The organism is Clostridium sp. Marseille-P7770 (assembly GCF_902143525.1).
Lineage (GTDB): Bacteria > Bacillota > Clostridia > Lachnospirales > Lachnospiraceae > Pilosibacter.
Map to the genome: position 1 here is coordinate 360,742 of NZ_CABFVC010000003.1, position 21,288 is coordinate 382,029.

Sequence of the window (21,288 nt, forward strand, 5' to 3'; positions counted from 1 at the left end):
TTTCGAGCGTACATCTCCTGCATTATGTAAATATAACGGTGTAAGTATAACATAAAGAGGAAGAAAATTTTTTTATTTTTTTTTTATTTTTTCTCATCCCGCCGATACACCAAAACCAGTCACCAATTGACTTTCCTGACATTTAATACTATAATCCTATCAAATTGGCTCTGCCTGGAAACAATGAAAACAGATTCTTTCATCAGGAAATGGAGATGAATATATATGTGTGGAATTATCGGATACTGCGGTCCTTTAGATGCGCAGACAGTATTGCTAGACGGCCTTACCCAGCTCGAATACCGTGGTTATGACAGCGCCGGGATCGCCCTGTTTGATGAGAACTCAAAGATCCATTTTATTAAAAAAGTCGGAAAAGTTGCCGCTCTCCGCAAGGTGTGCGAGGAAAATCCGGTCGTGTCCCACTGCGGGATCGGTCATACCCGCTGGGCAACGCACGGCGGCGTCACCAGTGAAAACGCCCATCCGCATGTTGCAGGGAAGGTGACGATGATCCATAACGGCATCATAGAAAACTATCACGCCCTGACGGAAAAATACCACCTGGAAGGAAAACTTCACTCCCAGACGGACACGGAAGTTGCCGCAGCAACCTTAAACGAGATCTACAACGGTGACCCGATCCCGTCGATCCGGAAATTTTTAAACCAGCTGGAAGGCTCCTACGCCTTCTGTATCATGTTTGAAGACCGTCCTGGCGAGATCTATGCGGTGAGAAACGTAAGTCCGCTCGTAGCGGCTTACACGTCTTCAGGCGCCATGATCGCCTCCGACCTGACCGCACTTCTCCCGTACTCAAAGAAATACTTCGTTGTTCCGGAAGGAAAGCTCGTACAGCTCACCGCCTACCACGCTGATCTCTACGAGCTTGACGGCACAAAGACTGAGCCTGAGATCCTGGAGGCATCCTGGAACACGGACGCTGCCATGAAAAACGGATTCCCTCACTTTATGATGAAGGAGATCCACGAGCAGCCGGAAGTGTTAAAGAAAACGATCCTGCCGCGTCTCACAAAAGGTCTCCCGGATCTCACCGACGAGAAGATCCCGGATGAGCTCTTAAAACGGACCACAAATATCCGCGTCATCGCCTGCGGAACTGCCATGCACGCCGGGATGGTCGCAAGAGCCCTGATCGAGCCACGTCTCAGGATCCCGGTCACGGTGTCCATCGCCTCCGAGTTCCGCTATGAGGAGCCGCTGATCGATGACTCCACGCTCACGATCGTGATCTCCCAGTCCGGCGAGACGATCGATACCCTGGCGGCGCTGCGCCTCGCGAGAGAATGCGGCTCCACCGTGATCTCGGTTGTAAATGTAAAAGGTTCCACGATCGCCCGCGAAAGCGACTATGTGATCTACACGCATGGAGGTCCTGAGATCGCCGTGGCGAGCACGAAAGCCTACACGGTACAGATTGCCGCCCTCTATCTTCTTTTCTGCCGTATGGCGCTTATACGCGGCGTATACACGGAAGAACATGCAGAGCAGTTCATGAGTGACCTCTTAAACTGTGCCACCTCCATGGAGACCATGATCCGGGAGGAAAATACGATCAATGAGATCGTCACCCATATCGTAAACTACCCGGATGTCTTCTTTATCGGCCGCGGAATGGACTACGCATTCTCCCTGGAGGGCGCGTTAAAGCTGAAAGAGATCTCCTACATTCATGCGGAGGCTTACGCAGCCGGTGAGTTGAAGCACGGAACCATCGCTCTGATCACAGACCATGTTCCGGTCATCGCGATCGCGACCCAGAAGCATATTTTCGCAAAGACGATCTCGAATATCCGCGAGGTGAAAGCGCGAGGTGCTTATGTGATCCTCCTCGTCACGGAAGATACCGCTGTCGACGAGGGCATTGCAGACGTGATCATCCGCATTCCAAGGGAAGATGACAAATTCACCGTGTTCCCAATCGCCGTTGTCCTTCAGCTCATCGCCTACTACGCTTCCGTCCAGAAAGGTCTTGATGTGGACCAGCCGAGAAACCTGGCAAAATCCGTGACGGTGGAATAAGTAAAACAAGTTTATACAAAAAACCACCGGTTCAGGCAGATACATCCTCGCCCGGACCGGTGGTTTTTTACGCTTTATTCTTCTTTTATATCCATTCTGATCCTTCTGTACGTTCGCCGGATGGCTTCCGCCAGAACCACTATTTCTTATAAGCGCCCTTGATCTTCGCAAATTCCTGGATCATCTTCACAACTCCGTCATATCCGATCTTGCTGCTGTTCATGCAGAGATCATAGCTCTTGGAATCGCCCCAGCGCTTGCTGGAATAATAGTTATAGTAACTGGAACGCTTTTTATCGGTCTTGATCATGAGATCCTTCGCCTGAGATTCCGTGATCTTATGGCGCTCCATCAAAGTCTTGATCTTCACATCCTCATCAGCTGTAATAAACACGGATACTACGTTCGGATAATCAGCCAGCGCGTAGTCAGCGCAGCGTCCGATAATTACGCAGGATTCTTTATCCGCAAGATTTTTGATCGTATCAAACTGCGCAAGGAAGATCTTATGGTTGATCGGCATATCCATATATGCAGAGTTCGTATATCCAAGGGAATACGTATCCATTACCAGAGAATATAAGAAACTGCTCGTCGGTTTCTCGTCATGGGTCTCAAACAGCTCTTTGCAGAGACCGCTCTCTTTTGCAGCCAGATTCAGGAGCTCTTTGTCATAACATTTTATACCGAGTTTTTCTGCTAACGCCTGCCCGATATGTCTTCCTCCGCTTCCACATTCTCTTCCGATCGTAATAATAAGGTTATCACTCATATGCCACAGCTCCTTTCTGTCATCAAGCTTTCTGATAGCTATATTATACAAAAATTATAGGCAATATGCAAGAGTTATTCCATAAATTTTCTGAATTTTTGTATCAGTATATGCATAAAGCAGAATAAAAAAGCCGGGAAAAATTATCCCGGCAATTTTCTTAAAAGCTCCTCAAAATACTCCGGCAGCGGCGCCGAAAACTCCATATATTCCCCAATCCGCGGATGAACGAACCCTAAAATCCCTGCGTGCAGTGTCTGCCCCTGGAGCCTATACGGACATTTTGCCGGGCCATAGACGGCATCCCCCAAAAGCGGATGTCCGATGCTCGCCATATGGACGCGGATCTGGTGAGTCCTTCCCGTCTCCAGCCGGCACTCGATATGGGTGAAATCCTTGAATCTCGCGATCACCCGGTAATGGGTCACCGCGGATTTTCCGTTATTGTAATTGATCGCCATCTTCTTCCGGTCTTTCGGACTTCTTCCGATCGGCGCGTCGATCACGCCCTCATCGTCCTTTAAAACGCCGTGAACGATCGCCTGGTAGCGGCGGGTGATCGAATGTTCTTTCAGCTGTGCTGCGATGGAATTGTGGGCGAGATCATTCTTGCAGGCGATGATGACGCCGGTCGTGTCCATATCGATCCGGTGGACGATCCCCGGGCGCAGAACCCCGTTGATCCCTGAGAGATCTTCCTTACAATGGTACATCAGCGCATTCACCAGAGTCCCTGTGTAATGTCCTGCTGCCGGATGGACCACCATGCCCTTCGGCTTGTTCACCAAGATCACATCGTGATCCTCATATAAGATATCGAGCGGGATATCCTCCGGAACGATCTCCGGCTCCACAGCCTCCGGCACCTCGAAGGAGATCGTATCCCCCTCTGCCGCCTTGTAGCTCGCCTTCACCGGGCGCCCGTTTACCATGACTTCCCCGGATTTTAACAGCTTCTGCAAAAACGAGCGCGACAGATCTTCATACTGTTCCGCAAGGAACTTGTCGATCCGGTCTCCAGCCGTCTCCTCGGTCACAAAACATTCTTCTCTCACTGCTCATTCTCCTTTTTTGATGAGAGGAAGGAAAGCTCATCCTCCTTGTAGAAAAAGCCGATCAGCAGGATCAGAAGTCCGGCCGCGCAGACCACGTAGCAGTCCGCCACGTTAAAAATCGGGAAGTCGATGAGGCTGAAATAGAAGAAATCCACCACGAACCCCCGTACCGCACGGTCGATCAGGTTTCCGACAGCTCCAGAAAGGAGAAGGATCATGGCGATATAAAGAGGCAGGTACCGGCTTCCGGACGGAAGTTTTGCCACAAAGACAAGGACCGCGATCACAACGGCCGCAGCCACCAGGAAGAAAAACCACTGTTTTCCCTGGAGGATCCCGAAAGCCGCTCCCCGGTTTTCCGAGTATAAAAGCTCAAAGACTCCCTTGATCAGCACCAGCGGTCCGTTGACGCGCAGCGTGCTGTAAGCCATACTCTTCGCCCACTGGTCCAGGGCGATGAGCAGGGCAGAACAAACGGCAAGAATGCCGTAGCGTTTTCCGATCGTATTCATAAAACACTCCTATCTGAAAATGGCTGCAAGGGCGCGCTCCATCTCCTCTTTTGTGACGGTCCGGTCGATGTAGGCATGTCCCACACGGTCCAGAAGGATGAACTTGATCACGCCGGCCTCCATCTTTTTATCATTTTTCGTCGCCGCGACCACTTCCTCCGGATCGAGACCGGAAACAGATGTCGGAATGGAGAAATACTCCATCAGAGCCCGGTATGCATCGATCTCATCCTGGTTTACAAGACCGCGCTCCTTACAGATATTCATGGCTGCAAGGGCACCGACCGCAACACAGTGACCGTGGAGCATCGTAAAATTCTTTAATTTCTCGATGGCATGCCCCAGCGTATGACCAAAGTTTAAGGTCGCACGCTCATTCTGCTCGGTCGGATCGATCTCAACGACCTCGCGTTTGATAAAATCGCTTCCCTGGATCAGAAGTTTTAATGTATCCGCATCCTTTGCGAGGATTTTTTCTTTGTTGGCCGCGATCCAGTCAAAGTATTCCCGGTCACGGATCAGACCGTGTTTGATGACCTCTCCCATGCCGCCGGAAAACTGGTTGTCCGGAAGTGTGCGAAGAACGGACACGTTCGTGTATACAAGTTTCGGCATATGGAAGGCGCCGACCATATTTTTGTAGGAATCAAAATCAACCCCCGTCTTTCCGCCGATCCCGGAGTCCACCTGGGATAACAGGGTTGTCGGGATCTGGACAAAATCAACGCCGCGGAGATAGGTAGCTGCGACAAAGCCGCAGAGATCGCCCGTAACGCCGCCGCCCAGTGCGACGAGAAGATCTTTCCGGTCATAGTGGTTTAAGATCAGATGTTCGTAAGCTCCCTGGACCGTCTTTAAATTCTTGTTCGCTTCCCCTGCCGGGAACACATAGGAAGTCACCTCGCGGCAGCAGCCGGAAAGGATCTTTGTCACCTCATCGAGATAGATGTCAGCGACATTGGAGTCCGCGATGATGCAGATCTTCTTCTTTTCGGTGCCGAGAACGGAGATCTCCTTTGCAAGTGAATCAAACGAGTCCTCAAGGACAATATCATAAATAGTCTTCCCGTCCATGTGGACCGGGATCCGGTTTACATGTTCTTTGATCATAAGGATAACCTCCTATTTGTAGCGGTACACCACGACGGATGTACGCCCCTTTTTCGTAAGATTTCCCGGCTCTCCGAACCGGAATTTTCCGATCCCGCGGATTGACAGGATCTCTCCGCCCCGCAGGTTTAACGATACATTTGTGCAGACAGCTCCGTTTACGGAAACCTTCTCACCTTCAATATAGACTGCTGCCTTTGTCCTGGAAAGTCTCGCGCACAGTGCGACGACCGAGTCCAGGCGGACCGAGCTCACCGTTCCTGAGATTTCCTCCGTCTCCGGTTCCGGGAGATCCGAAAAATCCGACGTGATCTCTGTGATAACAGAAGTGTGCCGGATCATCGTGAGGTTCTCCGCAAGGTATCTGCTCATCTTTTCCATAACAAAAACCCAGGCATTCCCCTCCTGCAGAACAATATCTCCGATCATGGACCGCTCGATGCCGAGATTCATGATCGCACCGAGATAGTCCCTGTGTGTCAGCTCCTCCGCAAAACGCCGGTTCGCGGGCGCGATCTTTAAGCACACAAACGGCGGAGCGTAGAGTTCCTCCTCGTAGGACGCCAGAAAACATAAAACCTTCCGTTCAGACATCGGAAAGCCGCCGGAAAGTACGAACTTCACCGGCGGCAGCGTAGCCGACATATTCTGGAAGACAGTCTGTTCTGCAAGTGTCAGAAAATCTGTGTGAAGCGGGATATCGCGGGAGTAGGCATTCTCTGCCAGTTCCTGGATCCGCTTTTTAAAAAGCTGTTCTTCCTTTTCCATATCGATCCTTTTTACAGATGAATGTTGAGTCCGGATACGTCTAAGTTTCCTCCGGAAAGAAGATCCTGGAAGTCACCGGACAGTTCAACGGACTGCGGGGTCGCAATAAAAATGTAATTGGAAATCTTCTGGAGATTTCCGTTCATGGAATAGGTGGATCCGGATGTGAAATCGATGATCCGCTGTGCGGTCTCGGTGTGAATCCCCTCCATGTTAAGGACTACTGCCTTTCCGGCAAGCAGATAATCGCAGATCTCCTTTGCGTCATCCAGGGATGTCGGTTTGATCAGAGAAACCTCCATCCCGCTTCCGCGGCGCATCGGAACGACTTTATTGTTGTTTGTGGCGCGAGGTAAGAATTTCGGTTTCTCCTCCTCATAATCATCCAGATCATCGGCTGCCTGTTTCTTAAAAAGGCTCTTTCGTGCCGGTTTTTCATCCTCATAATCGTCATCTAAGAAATAATCGTCATCTTCATCGTCGTTCAGACGCATCGTATCCATAATCTTGCCTAAAAAGCTCATATCTAGTTCTCTCCAATCTATCTGGAACCAAAGATTCCGGTCCCTACTCTAATCATGGTTGCACCTTCCTCAACAGCCACCTCGAAGTCGCCGGTCATACCCATGGAAAGCGCAGTCATAGTACCATTATCAATGTTTTTACTTTTGATGTCAACATATAATTGATATAATTCTTTAAAATATTTTCGATTTTCTTCCGCGTCTTCGACGTTCGGAGCGATCGTCATCATTCCCTTTACGCAGACATGCGGGAATGCCTGGATCTCTTTCAGGTTCGGGATCACATCCTCTAAGAACATGCCGAATTTGCTCTCCTCCCTCGCTACGTTGACCTCGAGGAGCACGTTTGCGATCATATCACGCTTCGCCGCCTCCTTCTCGATCTTCTCTGCGAGATGGACGCTGTCACAGGAGTGGATCAGGACCGCCTTATCGATGACCTGTCCGACCTTGTTTGTCTGGAGATGTCCGATCATATGGAATCTCGCATCCTCCGGGATCTGCGGACGTTTTTCCGTGATCTCCTGCACCTTGTTTTCACCGAAATCACGCTCCCCGGCCTCATAAGCTTCCATCAGCATGGAAACCGGCTTCGTCTTGCTGACGGAGATCAGGGTAACTTCCTTCGGGTCTCTTCCCGCACGAAGGCAGGCCGCATTCACGCGTTCTCTCACATTTTTTATATTCTCTGCAATTGACATGATAAAACCTCCTACTGATAGATGATCATTCCGTTTCCGGTCACGGCATTCGCGTCAAGGACAATGTGGTCGTAGACGGACAGACCGTAGTCCGTTCCCTTTTTGATCGTGTAATATTCATCATTCGAAGAAAGAATCTCAATTCTCCGGAATACCGTATAACCGCGGTTGATATTGTAGACACCCTGTACAGACTGGGTCATTCCGATCTGATAGCGCTCCCCGGAATCATCCTTCGTGAGGAAGTCCCCGGCTTTCAGCTCGCTGTTTTCCCCGGCGTCCACGTAATAATATTCGTCATCCGCATAGTAGATCGTACACGGAGTGACAACTCCCACCGTCTTTCCGTCCGCATATGTCTCTTTCCGGAAACCGCTCTGAGAGACTATCGAGGTGTCGGAAGAGTCTTTCTTCCCGCTCACATAGTAGTCTTTCGGGATCACATAGAACGTCACATCGGTCACGGAACTTCTCGGGATCTTGAGTCCGCGCACTTCATCCGTCACGATCTCAAAGTCCACATAGCGGTCCGATACAAACTGCTCCATATATTTGGAAAAATCGAGTTTTCCGTATGTTTTTCCGTCTCCCCCAGTCACGGTGGAGAATGCCCCCGAAGTCTCCAGGTCACGCCCTGTAAACTTTACTGTCAGGGATGTCTTCCCATTATAAGTGGTAAGATCTTCATCGGAAAGCGGAAATACGATCGACCAGTCCTCGGAGGTAATGATCTTATAAGCCGGAGCCCCCGTCTCCACGAGCTGCCCGGAACGGATCCCGGATTTTTTATAGCTGCTCTTGTCAAACATCTCAGCAGTCACCTGGTTTGGTGTCAGAGTCTCCATCGAATCAATGGAGTACGAAACAACACCGGCCACATCGGACCGCACCTGGGTAAAATTCCCGCCGAGTTCTGAGATCGCGCTGTCCAGATTTTTCAGTGTATCCACGCTGACATACTCCAGGACTTCTGAATCCAGAGTATTCTTTGTATCATAGACTTCGCGGAAATCCTCGTTGGTGAATGTCTGGCTGAAGCTCGACAGCTGTTTTTTTAAAGAAGCAAGATTCTCCTTTGAGAGCGCGACCGATCCGTCTGTTTTCTCCGCGAGCAGAGCCGAAAGTGTTCCGGTCTCATCGATCGAGTAGACTCTTGTGCCAACGGCTGCTCTCTTTCCCTCACGCATATAGAAGTTGATGTTTCCGGCACGGTCCGTATATTTCGGCTCCTCCGTCCGGAGAATGATCCCGGTGTGCCTCGTATCATTTACGATACTTCCTTCCACAACTTCATAAAACTCCACCTTGTCCCTGCGAAGGTAGGTATAGAGATAAAACGCCATATATAAGAAAATGAGGGCAAAAATGATCATGCCCACATTGATATTCAGGGGCCGGCGATAACGAACGACTTTCCTGTTCTTTTTCTTCGCCAATTGATAAAACCTCCCAACGGTCATATTCCGCTTTATGATACCATCATTCAGAAAAAAGTTCAAGCGGACAGACAAAAAAGCAGAAAAAAGCCGGTCCACGGAAAATTCCGAAGACCGGCCTGCAATTTATCTCTGGATCGAGATTATTTCTCTTCTTCTTTCTTTACTTCAACCGGACGGTTGATGCGTGCTGTGATCTCAGCCTTGATATTTGCGATAAATACATTCAGATCCTCTGCACCCTCATCGCCTTTGAAGCGGCTTCTTACGGATACGGTTCCGTCTGCCTGCTCTTTCTGTCCGACAACTAACATGTACGGGATCTTCTGACCCTGTGCCTCACGGATCTTGTATCCGATCTTCTCGGAACGGAGATCTATCTCGGAGCGGATATCCGCTGCGTCAAGAGCTGCCTTGACGGATTTTGCGTACTCCTCGTATTTCTCGGAGATCGGAAGAACCTTGACCTGAACAGGTGCAAGCCATGTCGGGAATGCGCCTGCAAAGTGCTCGATCAGGATACCGATGAAACGCTCGATGGAACCGAAGCATACACGGTGGATCATGATCGGTCTGTGCTTCTCACCGTCAGCTCCGATGTACTCAAGTTCGAAACGCTGCGGAAGCTGGAAGTCAAGCTGGATCGTACCGCACTGCCATGTTCTGCCGATCGCATCTACCAGATGGAAGTCGATCTTCGGACCGTAGAATGCGCCGTCGCCTTCGTTGATCACATAGTCGAGTCCGAGATCATCAAGAGCGCCCTGTAAGGAGCTTGTTGCGAGCTCCCAGTCCTCGTCGCTTCCCATGGAGTCTTCCGGTCTTGTGGAGAGCTCTACATGGTACTTGAAGCCGAACAGGGAATATACCTGGTTGATGAGGCCTGCTACATTCTTGATCTCGTCGCGGATCTGCTCCGGAGTCATGAAGATATGGGCATCATCCTGTGTGAAGCAGCGTACACGCATAAGACCGTGAAGCTGACCGGATTTCTCATGACGGTGAACGATACCAAGCTCGCCCATACGGAGCGGAAGGTCACGGTAGGAACGCGGCTCGGAAGCGTAAACAAGAACGCCGCCCGGGCAGTTCATCGGTTTGATCGCGTAATCTTCGCCGTCGATCACAGTTGTATACATGTTATTCTTATAGTGATCCCAGTGACCGGATGTCTCCCAGAGGCTTCTGTTTAAGATGATCGGTGTGGAGATCTCTACATAACCTGCTTTTTTATGGATCTCGCGCCAGTAATCAAGCAGTGTATTCTTTAAGATCATTCCCTTCGGAAGGAAGAACGGGAATCCAGGACCTGCATCGCTCATCATGAAGAGACCGAGCTCTTTGCCGAGCTTTCTGTGGTCACGCTTCTTCGCCTCTTCCATCATGGTAACGTAAGCTTCCAGGTCTTCTTTCTTTGCGAAAGCTGTCGCATAGATACGTGTGAGCATCTTGTTCTTTTCGCTTCCGCGCCAGTAAGCACCGGCGATGTTCATGAGCTTGAATGCCTTGCCGACTTCCTTTGTGTTCATGAGGTGCGGGCCTGCACAGAGGTCTGTGAACTCGCCCTGTTTGTAGAAGCTGATGATCGCATCTTCCGGAAGATCCTCGATGAGCTCTACTTTGTACGGCTCATTCTTTTCTTTCATGAATTCGATCGCCTGTGCTCTCGGAAGCTCGAAGCGCTCTAACGGAAGAGCTTCTTTGATGATCTTCTTCATCTCAGCTTCGATCTTTGCGAGGTCATCGGATGTTACCGGCTCATCGCGGTCGATATCGTAGTAGAAACCGTCAGCGATGGACGGACCGATCGCAAGCTTTGTCTCCGGCCAGAGTCTCTTGATCGCCTGAGCCATCACATGGCTTGCTGTGTGGCGGAGTGCTGCAAGACCTTCCGGATCCTTTGCTGTGAAGATATTTAATGTGCAGTCCTTGTCAACGATCGTGCGCAGATCCTTTACTTCTCCGTCGAGCTCTGCGACACAGGCCATTCTTGCAAGGCCTTCGCTGATATCTTTTGCGATGTCGATGACAGCCATCGGCTGTGCGTACTCTTTAAAAGAGCCATCTTTTAATGTTACTTTCATGGTCATTCTCCTCTTTCTTGTGGAAAAATTTTATGCTGTTTTCCGTTTCGCGAAAAAAAAAGTCCCTTGACTGTACACGAAATACAGTCAAGGGACGAGATTACCCGTGGTTCCACCCTGCTTGTATAGAAAATCTATACCACTTCATTTGATGATAACGGAATCACCGTTCCCGATTAAGGGACACTCCAGGGCGGTCTTCGGTTCGTTCCGTGCAGGATATTCTCACCAAACATATCCCTCTCTGAGCATTTTCCGAACTTACTCTTCCTGTCAACGTGTTATTTTTTTCACTTGTAAATCAGTATATCACCGGAATCAGATTTGTCAAGATTTATTTGCCGTAATTTTCCGAGTTCCTTCGCAGACCGCCAAAGCTCGCGGTTCCTGCTATTCATGGTCCCGAAGACTGTGAGCGGGCAGAGAACAGCTTCGCAGGAATCCAGAAGTTTTTCTGCCTGAAGATACGCCTGCTCTCCCACCGGCTCAAACGGGATCTCGGAGACCACCTCTGCCGCCAGCGCCATCGCCGTCTGGTACTCCACATCATTTTCATGGATGACCCCGGCTGCAAACGCGATCCCGGCTCTGTTTAAGGCGTGGTACACAGGGATCCCGCTCCCCATCCCGCCGATGACAAACACCTTCGGAGTTCCGTCTGTCCGCGGAAGCTCCGGAAATCCAAGCGAAGTCAGATAGCTCCCGTGCCGGATCCCGTAGAGGTTCGCGATATACTCCTTTTCAAACACTTCCTTCGGGGTTCCTGCTCTTCCGATCGTCCCGTGTTCCGCACAGAGCACGTAATCGGAGATCCGCTCCGCAAGGTCCAGCTCGTGGAGCGACATGAGGATTGCCATATTTCTTTCGTGAACCAGCCGTTTCAAAATATCAAGGAGCTCGAGTTTATGCCGGATATCAAGAAAGGAGGTCGGCTCATCGAGGACCAGGAGTTCCGGTTCCTGGCAGATGGCGCGAGCCAGAAGAACGCGCTGCTTCTGTCCATCACTCGTGTTCCGGAACAGGACGTCCGCAAGGTCTTCGCACTGCACCATGGAAAGGGCGTCCCGGACTTTTTTCTTATCTTCCCCGGACAGGATCCCGAACCGGCCGGTATACGGATACCGCCCGGCAGCGGCCACATCAAAACACGTCATGAGCTCCGGATCCGGCCGCCCGGTCATGACCACGGCAGTCTTTTTCGCAAACTCATGGTCGGAATATTCCCCGATCCCCCTGCCGTCCAGATAGACGCTCCCGCCCAGAAGGGATAGCTCACGGATGATACTCTTTAAGATCGTGGACTTTCCGGCCCCGTTCGGTCCGATCAGCGTGACGATGGAGCCGCGGCGGATGTTCATGGAAATATCGGAAATGATCGGTTTTCCACGGTATCCGACGGTCAGGCAGTCGGCTGTCAGGTAGGTCTTCATACGTTCTCCTTTCATGCTGCTCACAGGCTGATAAGCTGTGGTCTGCAAGCTGCTCCATACTTTCCCGGTATCAGCGCTTTGCTCTCTTTATCATCATCACGATCACCACCGGTGCTCCGAACACTGCGGTCACGGAACTGATGGAGAGCTCCGTAGGCGCGAATAATGTCCTCGCCAGCAGATCGCTGAACAGGCAGAAAACAGCCCCGCCGAGGAAACATCCCGGAATCACAACGATCGGCTTCGCGGTCTTAAAAAGCTGCCGGATCACATGGGGCACCGCGATCCCGACGAATGAGACCGGACCGGCAAACGCAGTCACTGTGGCTGAGAGGATGCTGGACAAAAGGATCAGTTCGATCCGGAACCGTCTGATATTGACTCCCATGTTTCTCGCGTAGACTTCTCCCAGCTGGTAAGCTCCCATGGCTTTTGAGAGCAGCATGGAACCAAGAAACGCCGCTGTGACTACAAGGGAGCTGATCTTCACCCCATCCATCGAGATCCCGGAAAAGCTTCCCATGGACCAGTTGTGGAGATTTACGATATTCGAATCATCCGCGAACGTCACGATAAAATCCGTGGCCGCAGAACAGATATAGCCGATCATAATGCCGCTGACCACCAACATGGACATCTGAGGGATCTTTTTTGAGACCGTCAGGACAAAGCCCATGGACACCATGGCGCCGAGAAATGCCGCAAGGATCATGGTCCAGGAATTCATGATCAGTCCCTGTCCGAGGAACACGACCATAAAGACCGATACGACAAGCTTTGCTCCGGACGAGATCCCGAGGACAAAAGGTCCTGCGATCGGATTTGAGAAAAATGTCTGTAAGAGAAAACCGGATACGGAGAGTGCTCCGCCGAGGGTCAGGGCAGCGAGCATTCTCGGAAGCCGGATATCAAAGAGGATATGCCGGACCATATCGGTCCCCTCTTTCGCCGTCAGGGCCGCGAGGAGATCTGCTGCCGATACCCGCACGCTGCCGACCGCCAGGCTCAAAAAGCCGAGTCCTCCGAGCAGCACGATCAGGAGCAGATAGGCGCGGATGATCCGCTTTGTCTGAACTTCCATAGCTTCCATGTCTCCTTTCATCGACCGCGGTTTTTAAGCTGTTTTGTAACTATTCAATAGGTCAGCGCACTTGCTGCGCTGACCGTAATAAAGCACAGGCTTGAAGGCAAAAATCCCATCAGCGAAGCCGATTTGGAATGGATTTTTGCTCGTAACTGTGAGGGTACTGAACAGTTACGTTGTTTTTTATTTCAGCTGGTGCAGATACGTGAACGCATACTCCCGGTTTCCGGAGAACACTGCATTCATGTCCCGGATCATGTCCCCGAGCCCCATGGTCTCCTGGAACATGTTTTTCCCGGTACACCAGACATTGTCCTCTTTCACTGCCTTGAAATCCGCAAAGAGCTGATTTTTTGCACACAGTTCGTCGATCGTGGTAAGTTCCCCGTCGATCGTACTGTTGTAGATCAGGACATCCGCGTCTTTTGCGGCGGCATAGAAAGACTCAAAATCCATGTTCATCGTGGAAAGCGCATTCTCACCGGTCCCGGCATTTTCCGGCACATACGTTCCTCCGGCGATATCGATCATCTTCGCGATATAATCCCCGTTCTTCCGGACATTGACGCTTCCGGAATTTGTCACATAGAAAAATGCAGCTGTCTTTCCGGACGGTTTCATGGCGAGGACATCCGACAGAGCATTCATATTTTCCTGAAAGATCTGATCGGCCTCCTCCTCTTTTCCCGTCAGAAGACCATAGAGGCGGATCCACTCCATTCTCCCGAGCGGATGGCTCTCATAGCTGGACCGCTCCACGAGGACCGGGATCCCGAGGCGTTCCAGCTGTTCCTTGACCTCCGGGGTGTGGTAGATCATCGTGGATTCCACTGCAAGCTCACAGGAACTGCTTACGATCGTTTCGTAATCCGGCGCGCTGTACTTTCCTGCATAGGCGATCCTTCCCTCTTCCATCGCAGTTTTCGCCTCCGGAAGGTACCATCCGGTCTCCTTTGTCCCGGAAAGTGCAATGGAATCCAGGGCATCCAGGCGGATAAAATCATCCATGGCGGAGGTCGCCACAAGATAGATATTTTTTACCGGTTTCTGAAGGACCGTAATCGAAGCCGGAAGTCCGTCAGGCGCGGACACACCTTCCGGCAGCAGGAGAAACTGATCCGCATCCCCGATGGTGATGAGGGCGATGCCGTCCTCATAGTAGTCTGCTGAAAACTGGTCGGCGTAGAGAAGTTCCATGGATCCTGTCGGGGACATCTCCTCCCAGTTAAGAACCGGCAGATCTTTGTTTTGCTGAGCCTGAAGATTTTCCTCACTGCCATCCACGGAAGCGGTCGTGCGGTTTTCCCCTGTAGACGGCGCAGCTGTCCCGGATTCCGTTTTTTTCGAACAGCCGGAGCAGGCAAACGCAGCAGTCATGAGGATTGCCGCAGCCAGAACAGGTCTAAAAAGTGTATAACGCACCCGCGTCCTTCTTTTCTGCTTCCTGGGATCAATTTGTCTTCTTTTCATATTTACTGTTTCTGCTCCGCCAGGGTACTTGAATCAAAGGTCAGCGTATACTCGATCTCATGAGGCGTGCTCATGGCAGTTGTATCCGCAAAGATCGTAAGCGGGCTGTCAAATCCAGCTACCGGGATCACAAATGTGGAGTTTCCCTCTGTATTGACCGGGAGGAATTTCTCTTCCTCTACCCGCACATAGTCATAATTGGAGCTGCTCCAGATGATCGTCGCCTCCGCTTTTCCGTCTTTGATCTCGATCACAGCCGGAGATTCCACGGATGCACGTCCGGATCCGCCGCTCAGGGAGACTTCCGCGGTGTAAGTTCCATCCGCAAGGGAGAGATCCTGGACGGTTTTTAAGGAAGAATTGAGAAGCGCGTCTGCAGGGATCCCGGATGCCTCAAAGACAAGCTCCCTGTCATACCATTTCTCTTTTTTCTTGCTGAATGCAGCGCACGGAAGCACCTCATTTAAGGCCTTGACCGGAACAGTAAAGCTGTGTGTTCCGTCAGAATTCTCCTCGAAAGGAATCCGGTCTGTCTCCGCGGTCTTTGCAGCCTCCTCTCCGGTTCCCATATAGACATACAGGTATCCGGTCCCGCCCATCGTCATTTTCGCGGTCATGGCGCCGTCTTTGACTGTCAGCGTACAGGATGTGATCTTAAACATGGAAGAGCTGGACTCCACGGAAATCTCGTAGGTTCCCTCTTTCAGATCCTCTGCAGATACCGGGACGAGTCCCGTCGTGTCAAGTGTCTGTTCTGCGGCAGTCTCCTCGCCGGATGCAACGGCTGCCTTTGTCTCATCGGCCGAAGCAGTTTCCGCTGTTGTCTCCGCCGTGGTCTCTGCAGAAGCAGCTGTCGTTTCTGTCGACCCGGACTGTCCGCAGGCTGTGGACAGAGCGCAGGCAACTGCGAGTGCTAATGAAAATTGTTTTAATTTACGCATAAAGTTTTCTCTCCTTTTGTAACCGGAAATCATCGGGGCATCCTGTACGGTTTCCTGAAGTTCCTTTCGCAGGCTGGAGTTTCCCGCAAGTGCACCTCCCGGTTATATAAAAAGGCGGCCGAATCCTCGACCGCCCATATCTAAACATTCTTATTTTGCGAGACTGTCCACTGCAGCCTGGGCATGCTGTACGAAGAGCTGCTGGATCGGCTCAAGCTCACCAAGACCTCTTACAAGGCAGGTTACCTCATAGCCTGCAGCCTCAAACTGGCTCTTCCAGGAGTCATCGTCGTCACCGGCCATATCGTTGTTTGCGTGGTCACCGGCTACGATCATAAGCGGCTCAAGAACAACTTTCTTGTAGGAACCTTCTTTTACCTGATTGATGACATCTTCACAGGACGGAGTTGCCTCAACGGTACCTACATAGTAGTTGTCAAAGCCCTCTTCCTTTAACATATCCTGCATTTTCTGGTAAACGGCGTTGGAATCAGCCTCTGTGCCGTGACCCATGAAGCAGATCGCGGTCTCACCGTCATCGTACTCTTTTGTTGCGTCTGTGATCGCGGAGATCACTGCCTTGAAGTCATCATCAGAAGTTAAGAGCGGCTCACCGACAGCAACCTGCTCGAAAGCGTCGGAATTATCAGCTAACTCGTTTACAAGATCTGTGTACTCAAGACCGTTCATAAGGTGGGTCGGCTGTACAACGAGAGTCTTGACACCGTTGTCAACGGCACGGTTTAAAGCCTCTGTCACGTTATCGATTGAAACATTGTCTCTCTTCTTTACATGGTCAATGATGATCTGGCTTGTGAAACCTCTTCTTACGGAGTAATCCGGGAATGCTTTTTCGATCGCATTCTCGATCGCGCCGACTGTCAGTCTTCTGCTGTCATTGTAGCTTGTACCAAAGCTCACAACAAGAAGTTCTTTCTCGCCGATCTCATCCTGATTTCTTGTGTTATCCATGGAAGCGTCTCCTGTATTGTAGTTTTCCTCGTCCTCTTCTGCAGCTGCTGTCTCTGCGGCTGTAGTCTCCTCAGCTGTTGTCTCTGCAACGGTTGTGGTCTCCGCAGCTGTTGTCGCTGCTGTCTGGCTTCCGGAGCATCCGGAAAGGATCGCCATGGATACGGCTGCCGCTGTCATAACGGCGTAGATGTTTGCTTTTCTCATTTACTCTTCTCCTCGCTTGAAAAATGATTTTTTAAGGTCCCCGGCTGGTTTTTCCCCTCCAAACGGACATCCGGCAGGTTTCCTGGCTCATCCATCATCATGCATGAAACGCCTTCCCGGCAGGTTTCGCCAGTGACTGTCCGCATAACACGGACAATATTCATGCACTCCGGATCTACAGTGACGGGCTCGCACAGGCGTCTGACCTGTTTCCCTTTTAACTCTCAGAGATCGCCGTTTGGGATATCGTACAACCATCCTCCGGCGGTCTGTGACAGCACCGCATGTAAATAGACCTGTATCGTTTATCATAACACCTTGGCAGTAAAAAAGCAACCGGATATCCCGACAATATTCACATCCGGTCCCGATCAATGGATACCCTGCGGGATTTCCGATCTGAAAATCCCCGGTCATCGGGTTCTGCAAATATTTTCCGAAATATCCGATTGCTTTTGATCATTTTTTCTAACTGAATCCCCGGAACCGGACCTTGATCAGTGGGCTTTCCGGTTGATGAACTCGGTCTTTGTCTTTGAATATGTGAACTTCTGGCTGCTGTAAAGCCCGTAATATCCCGACAGTGTGAAGCTGATGGCAACGGCAACCGCAAAATACGGCATCGCCTCAAAGCCGAAGAGCTCGAAGCCGAGGAACATGGTCGCGATCGGGCAGTTTGTGACGCCGACGAAGGTGGCGAGCATGCCTGCTGCCGCACACAGGGACGGTTCAAAGCCTGTGAGCAGTCCGAACGTGCACCCGAATGTGGATCCCACTGCCAGTGTGGGAACGATCTCTCCGCCCTTAAAGCCGCCGCCGAGGGCCACCGCCGTGAAGACCATCTTGAAGAAGAACGCCAGGTATCCGGCATCTCCTTCCACCGCCTGTTCCACAAGATTAAATCCGGCTCCGCAGTAATCCCTGCCGAACACCAGCGCGAGTCCGATGGAAAGGACTGCTGCCACAAGAATGCGCAGATAAACGTTGTCGATCTTTTTCTTGTAGAGATGCTGGGTCTCATGGAGCAGGATGCAGAAGCAGACGCTTAAAAGCGCACAGGCCAGTCCGAGTCCGACGGTGTAGAGCGCCGGTACAAGGGAAAATTCCGGAACATGGATGATCTGGAACGCTTCCCCGTGAAGTCCGAGCGCACCGGAAATCTGGGCACCGATGAAGGAGGCAAAGACGCACGGCACGAGAGCCGCGTAATAAGCGACACCGATGCTGATGACCTCGATTCCGAACATGGCGGCAGCCAGAGGCGTCCCGAAGATCGCCCCGAAACAGCCGCTCATGCCGCTCATGATCATGACTTTTTTGTCCCTCTCATCCATATGGAAGAGATCCCCGAGATAATTTCCGATGCAGCCGCCGATCTGTAAGGCAGCTCCCTCTTTGCCGGCAGACGCGCCGACCGCCTGGCTTAAGATCGTGGAGACAAAGATACACGGCAGGGTCGTCATATGGATCTTCTCGTTGGATGAGATCGACTCCAGGATCAGGTTCGTCCCGCGGTTACCGATCTCGTGGAACATCTGGTGAAGAAGGACGATCAGAACACCTGCCACGGGCATGAGATACAGCATAAAGCTGTAAGTTTTAAACAGCCGCTGAGCGTAGATGACCCCGTATCCGAAAACGGTCCCGATGAGACCGCAGACGGTTCCCATTACAATAGAGATCGCGGTCCAGCGGAGAAAATACAGGATATTCTTGCTGAGAGCAGTATGAGTTTCGCTTCTGTACATACATTTTCCCCTTATTCAGCAGACCGTCGGGCATTTCACGAAGTTTGACAAATTGATATATGCCTGACCGCGTTCCATGACCGGCGGTCCGTTCATCACACCTCCCGCAGAGGCGGGAGAATCCCTGGGATCATTACATATAAATTCCGGAAGGCTTGGAGATTACCGGGCAGTAGCCTGCTGTTTCCAGAGCCTTGATGATCTGGTCCTTGTGCTCAGTTCCGAAGGACTCTAATGTGATCGTAAGTTCCACACCCGCTGTGCGGTTTACATTTGCGAATACGTTGTGCTCGAGCTTGATCACGTTGCCCTGCTCTTTTGCGATCAGTGCAGAAACAGCTGCCAGCTGGCCAGGCTTATCCGGAAGCATCACGCTTACCGTGAAGATACGGTCTCTCTGCATCAGTCCGTTCTGGACAACTGTCGCCATCGTTAAGACATCCATGTTTCCGCCACTTAAAACGGATACGACTTTTTTGCCTTTGAAGTCAAGATGCTTTAAAGCCGCAACGGTCAAAAGACCGGAGTTCTCGACGATCATCTTATGATTCTCTGCCATATCGAGGAAAGAAAGAGTCAGTTCGGAATCGTCCACTGTGATGACCTGATCCACGTTTGCCTGAAGATACGGGAAGAGCTTGTCGCCCGGCGTCTGGACAGCGGTACCGTCCGCGATCGTGTTGATCTTGGAGACGGTGGTTACCTCTCCGGCCTCTAAGGATGCCTTTAAGCAGGCAGCTCCTGTCGGCTCAACAGCGATGACCTTGATCTTCGGATTTAAGAGTTTTGCGAGTGTGGAGACGCCTGTACAGAGTCCGCCTCCGCCTACCGGAACGAGAATGTAATCCACAGTCGGGAGTTCTTTGATGATCTCCATCGCAATGCTGCCCTGGCCGGTCGCAACTTCCAGATCATTGAACGGGTGAACGAAGGTATATCCGTGCTCGTCTGCAAGCTCGTATGCATGGGCACATGCCTCATCGAAGACATTTCCGTAGAGGACAACGTCGGCACCGTAGGATTTTGTGCGGTTTACCTTGATGAGCGGTGTTGTCACCGGCATAACGACGGTTGCTTTCACACCGGCAAGTTTTGCGGCATAGGCAACGCCCTGGGCATGGTTTCCGGCAGATGCGGTAATCAGACCGCGGGAACGCTCTTCCGGTGAGAGCTGGCTGATCTTATAATAAGCGCCGCGCACTTTGTATGCACCGGTACGCTGCATGTTTTCCGGTTTAAAGTAGATCTTGTTCCCGTAGCGCTCAGAAAAATATTCACTGTAGATCAGTTTTGTCTCCTGAGTGACCTTTTTTACGATCTCAGATGCTTCTTCAAATTTTTCGAGTGAAAGTTCCTGCATTTCCATTTGTATTCTCCTTCATATTCATTCCTGATCGATCTCATCGATGGAACATTTTTCTGTCTTTCCCATAGTTGTCTGCTATACTGGCATTTATCTGGCTGTTTTCTGCCTGAAATGCATCGGTCATTCCGGCTGTTTCGCAAACAATGCGTTTACGAAGTCTTCGGAATTAAATTTCTGAAGGTCGTCGATCTTCTCCCCGACACCGACATATTTGACCGGGATCCCGAGTTCCGACTGGATTGCAACCGCGATGCCGCCCTTTGCAGTACCGTCAAGCTTTGTGAGGATGATGCCCGTAATGTCGGCAGCTTCCATGAACTGGCGGGCCTGGACCAGAGCGTTCTGTCCTGTCGTTCCGTCGAGAACAACGAGTGTCTCACGGTAAGCTTCCGGGTACTCCTTATCGATGATGCGGTTGATCTTTTTTAACTCCTCCATGAGGTTTTTCTTGTTATGGAGTCTTCCCGCGGTATCGCAGATCAGGACGTCTGCGTTTCTCGATTTTGTCGCGGAGATCGCGTCGTAGATCACGGCAGCCGGATCGGATCCCTCTTTCTGGGCAATCAGCTCCACGCCGGCACGGTTTGCCCACTCTGCCAACTGGTCGATCGCTGCGGCACGGAAGGTATCAGCCGCCGCAAGAACAACCTTCTTTCCCTCTGCCTTTAACTGGTCTGCAAGCTTTCCGATGGACGTCGTCTTTCCGACTCCGTTGACACCGATGACGAGGACAACGGATTTCCTGTTTTCAAACTCATACGCATTCTCGCCAAGATCCATCTTTGCACGGATGCTGGCGATCAGCGCCTCCCGGCATTTCTCCGGTTCTTTGATATGCTGCTCTTTTACGGTCTTTTTCAGGTCTTCAATAACCGCCATGGTTGTCTGGATTCCCATATCTCCCATGATCAGAGTCTCCTCAAGCTCCTCGTAGAAATCATCATCAATCGCGGAGAAGCCGGAAAAGATGGAATCCATTCCGGATACAATGTTTTCTCTGGTCTTCGTGAGACCTTCCACAAGGCGCGAAAAAAAGCCCTTTTTCTTCTCTTCCATATGAATCCTCCA

The 21,288-nt window shown here is 51.2% G+C and carries 18 protein-coding genes, 1 riboswitch and 1 other annotated feature; of the genes, 1 reads left to right on the forward strand and 17 read right to left on the reverse strand.

From position 1 onward, the window contains the following. Positions 1–225 precede the first annotated feature (225 nt). Positions 226–2,043: a glutamine--fructose-6-phosphate transaminase (isomerizing) gene (gene glmS / locus FN001_RS08810; protein WP_142411569.1), complete on the forward strand. Its 1,818-nt coding sequence runs from the start codon at positions 226–228 to the stop codon at positions 2,041–2,043. 139 nt (positions 2,044–2,182) lie between these two features. Here glmS and FN001_RS08815 read toward each other — a convergent pair whose 3' ends face one another. The 17 genes from FN001_RS08815 to ftsY form a co-directional block, all read right to left on the reverse strand. Then, positions 2,183–2,815 (reverse strand): cytidylate kinase-like family protein, encoded by a 633-nt coding sequence (locus FN001_RS08815; RefSeq protein WP_118298039.1) that lies wholly within the window; start codon positions 2,813–2,815, stop codon positions 2,183–2,185. A gap of 143 nt (positions 2,816–2,958) precedes the next feature. Continuing rightward, positions 2,959–3,870, reverse strand: a complete 912-nt coding sequence (locus FN001_RS08820; RefSeq protein ID WP_142411570.1) for an RluA family pseudouridine synthase — start codon at positions 3,868–3,870, stop codon at positions 2,959–2,961. After that, the gene (lspA, locus tag FN001_RS08825) at positions 3,867–4,382 is read right to left on the reverse strand and encodes a signal peptidase II (RefSeq protein WP_118321062.1); all 516 of its coding nucleotides are present in this window, start codon (positions 4,380–4,382) and stop codon (positions 3,867–3,869) included. Before lspA ends, FN001_RS08820 begins: the two co-directional genes overlap by 4 nt. Positions 4,383–4,391: 9 nt before the next feature. Continuing rightward, the gene (aroB, locus tag FN001_RS08830) at positions 4,392–5,492 is read right to left on the reverse strand and encodes a 3-dehydroquinate synthase (protein ID WP_142411571.1); all 1,101 of its coding nucleotides are present in this window, start codon (positions 5,490–5,492) and stop codon (positions 4,392–4,394) included. A gap of 12 nt (positions 5,493–5,504) precedes the next feature. Then, complete coding sequence (locus tag FN001_RS08835) at positions 5,505–6,260, reverse strand: YlmH family RNA-binding protein (RefSeq protein WP_142411572.1); 756 nt, start codon at positions 6,258–6,260, stop codon at positions 5,505–5,507. An 11-nt stretch (positions 6,261–6,271) separates the two neighbouring features. Continuing rightward, on the reverse strand, positions 6,272–6,784 hold the full coding sequence (locus FN001_RS08840) for a cell division protein SepF (RefSeq protein ID WP_142411573.1): 513 nt from the start codon (positions 6,782–6,784) through the stop codon (positions 6,272–6,274). Between the two features lie 17 nt (positions 6,785–6,801). Continuing rightward, the gene (locus FN001_RS08845) at positions 6,802–7,485 is read right to left on the reverse strand and encodes a YggS family pyridoxal phosphate-dependent enzyme (RefSeq protein ID WP_118298033.1); all 684 of its coding nucleotides are present in this window, start codon (positions 7,483–7,485) and stop codon (positions 6,802–6,804) included. Between the two features lie 11 nt (positions 7,486–7,496). Further along, a complete protein-coding gene (locus FN001_RS08850; protein WP_185911881.1) occupies positions 7,497–8,921 on the reverse strand; it encodes a biotin/lipoyl attachment domain-containing protein in 1,425 nt (474 codons plus the stop codon). A 143-nt stretch (positions 8,922–9,064) separates the two neighbouring features. Then, positions 9,065–11,005 (reverse strand): threonine--tRNA ligase, encoded by a 1,941-nt coding sequence (gene thrS / locus FN001_RS08855; RefSeq protein WP_142411575.1) that lies wholly within the window; start codon positions 11,003–11,005, stop codon positions 9,065–9,067. An 87-nt stretch (positions 11,006–11,092) separates the two neighbouring features. Beyond that, positions 11,093–11,291, reverse strand: a binding site (T-box leader). A gap of 4 nt (positions 11,292–11,295) precedes the next feature. After that, positions 11,296–12,435: an ABC transporter ATP-binding protein gene (locus FN001_RS08860; RefSeq protein WP_142411576.1), complete on the reverse strand. Its 1,140-nt coding sequence runs from the start codon at positions 12,433–12,435 to the stop codon at positions 11,296–11,298. A gap of 70 nt (positions 12,436–12,505) precedes the next feature. Then, entirely contained in the window at positions 12,506–13,516 is a 1,011-nt protein-coding gene (locus FN001_RS08865; protein ID WP_118533029.1) for a FecCD family ABC transporter permease, read from the reverse strand. 186 nt (positions 13,517–13,702) lie between these two features. After that, a complete protein-coding gene (locus tag FN001_RS08870) occupies positions 13,703–14,941 on the reverse strand; it encodes an ABC transporter substrate-binding protein (protein ID WP_486463497.1) in 1,239 nt (412 codons plus the stop codon). A 50-nt stretch (positions 14,942–14,991) separates the two neighbouring features. Beyond that, positions 14,992–15,930 carry a hypothetical protein gene (locus tag FN001_RS08875; protein ID WP_142411577.1) on the reverse strand — a complete coding sequence of 313 codons (939 nt, stop codon included), beginning with the start codon at positions 15,928–15,930 and terminating at the stop codon, positions 14,992–14,994. Between the two features lie 150 nt (positions 15,931–16,080). Beyond that, complete coding sequence (locus FN001_RS08880; protein ID WP_142411578.1) at positions 16,081–17,106, reverse strand: sirohydrochlorin cobaltochelatase; 1,026 nt, start codon at positions 17,104–17,106, stop codon at positions 16,081–16,083. Between the two features lie 55 nt (positions 17,107–17,161). Continuing rightward, positions 17,162–17,372: riboswitch (cobalamin riboswitch) on the reverse strand. A gap of 231 nt (positions 17,373–17,603) precedes the next feature. Then, complete coding sequence (locus FN001_RS08885) at positions 17,604–18,854, reverse strand: chloride channel protein (protein ID WP_142411579.1); 1,251 nt, start codon at positions 18,852–18,854, stop codon at positions 17,604–17,606. Between the two features lie 133 nt (positions 18,855–18,987). Beyond that, on the reverse strand, positions 18,988–20,220 hold the full coding sequence (ilvA, locus tag FN001_RS08890; RefSeq protein WP_486463498.1) for a threonine ammonia-lyase: 1,233 nt from the start codon (positions 20,218–20,220) through the stop codon (positions 18,988–18,990). Positions 20,221–20,340: 120 nt separating this feature from the next. Continuing rightward, entirely contained in the window at positions 20,341–21,276 is a 936-nt protein-coding gene (gene ftsY, locus FN001_RS08895; RefSeq protein ID WP_118321069.1) for a signal recognition particle-docking protein FtsY, read from the reverse strand. Positions 21,277–21,288 lie beyond the last annotated feature (12 nt).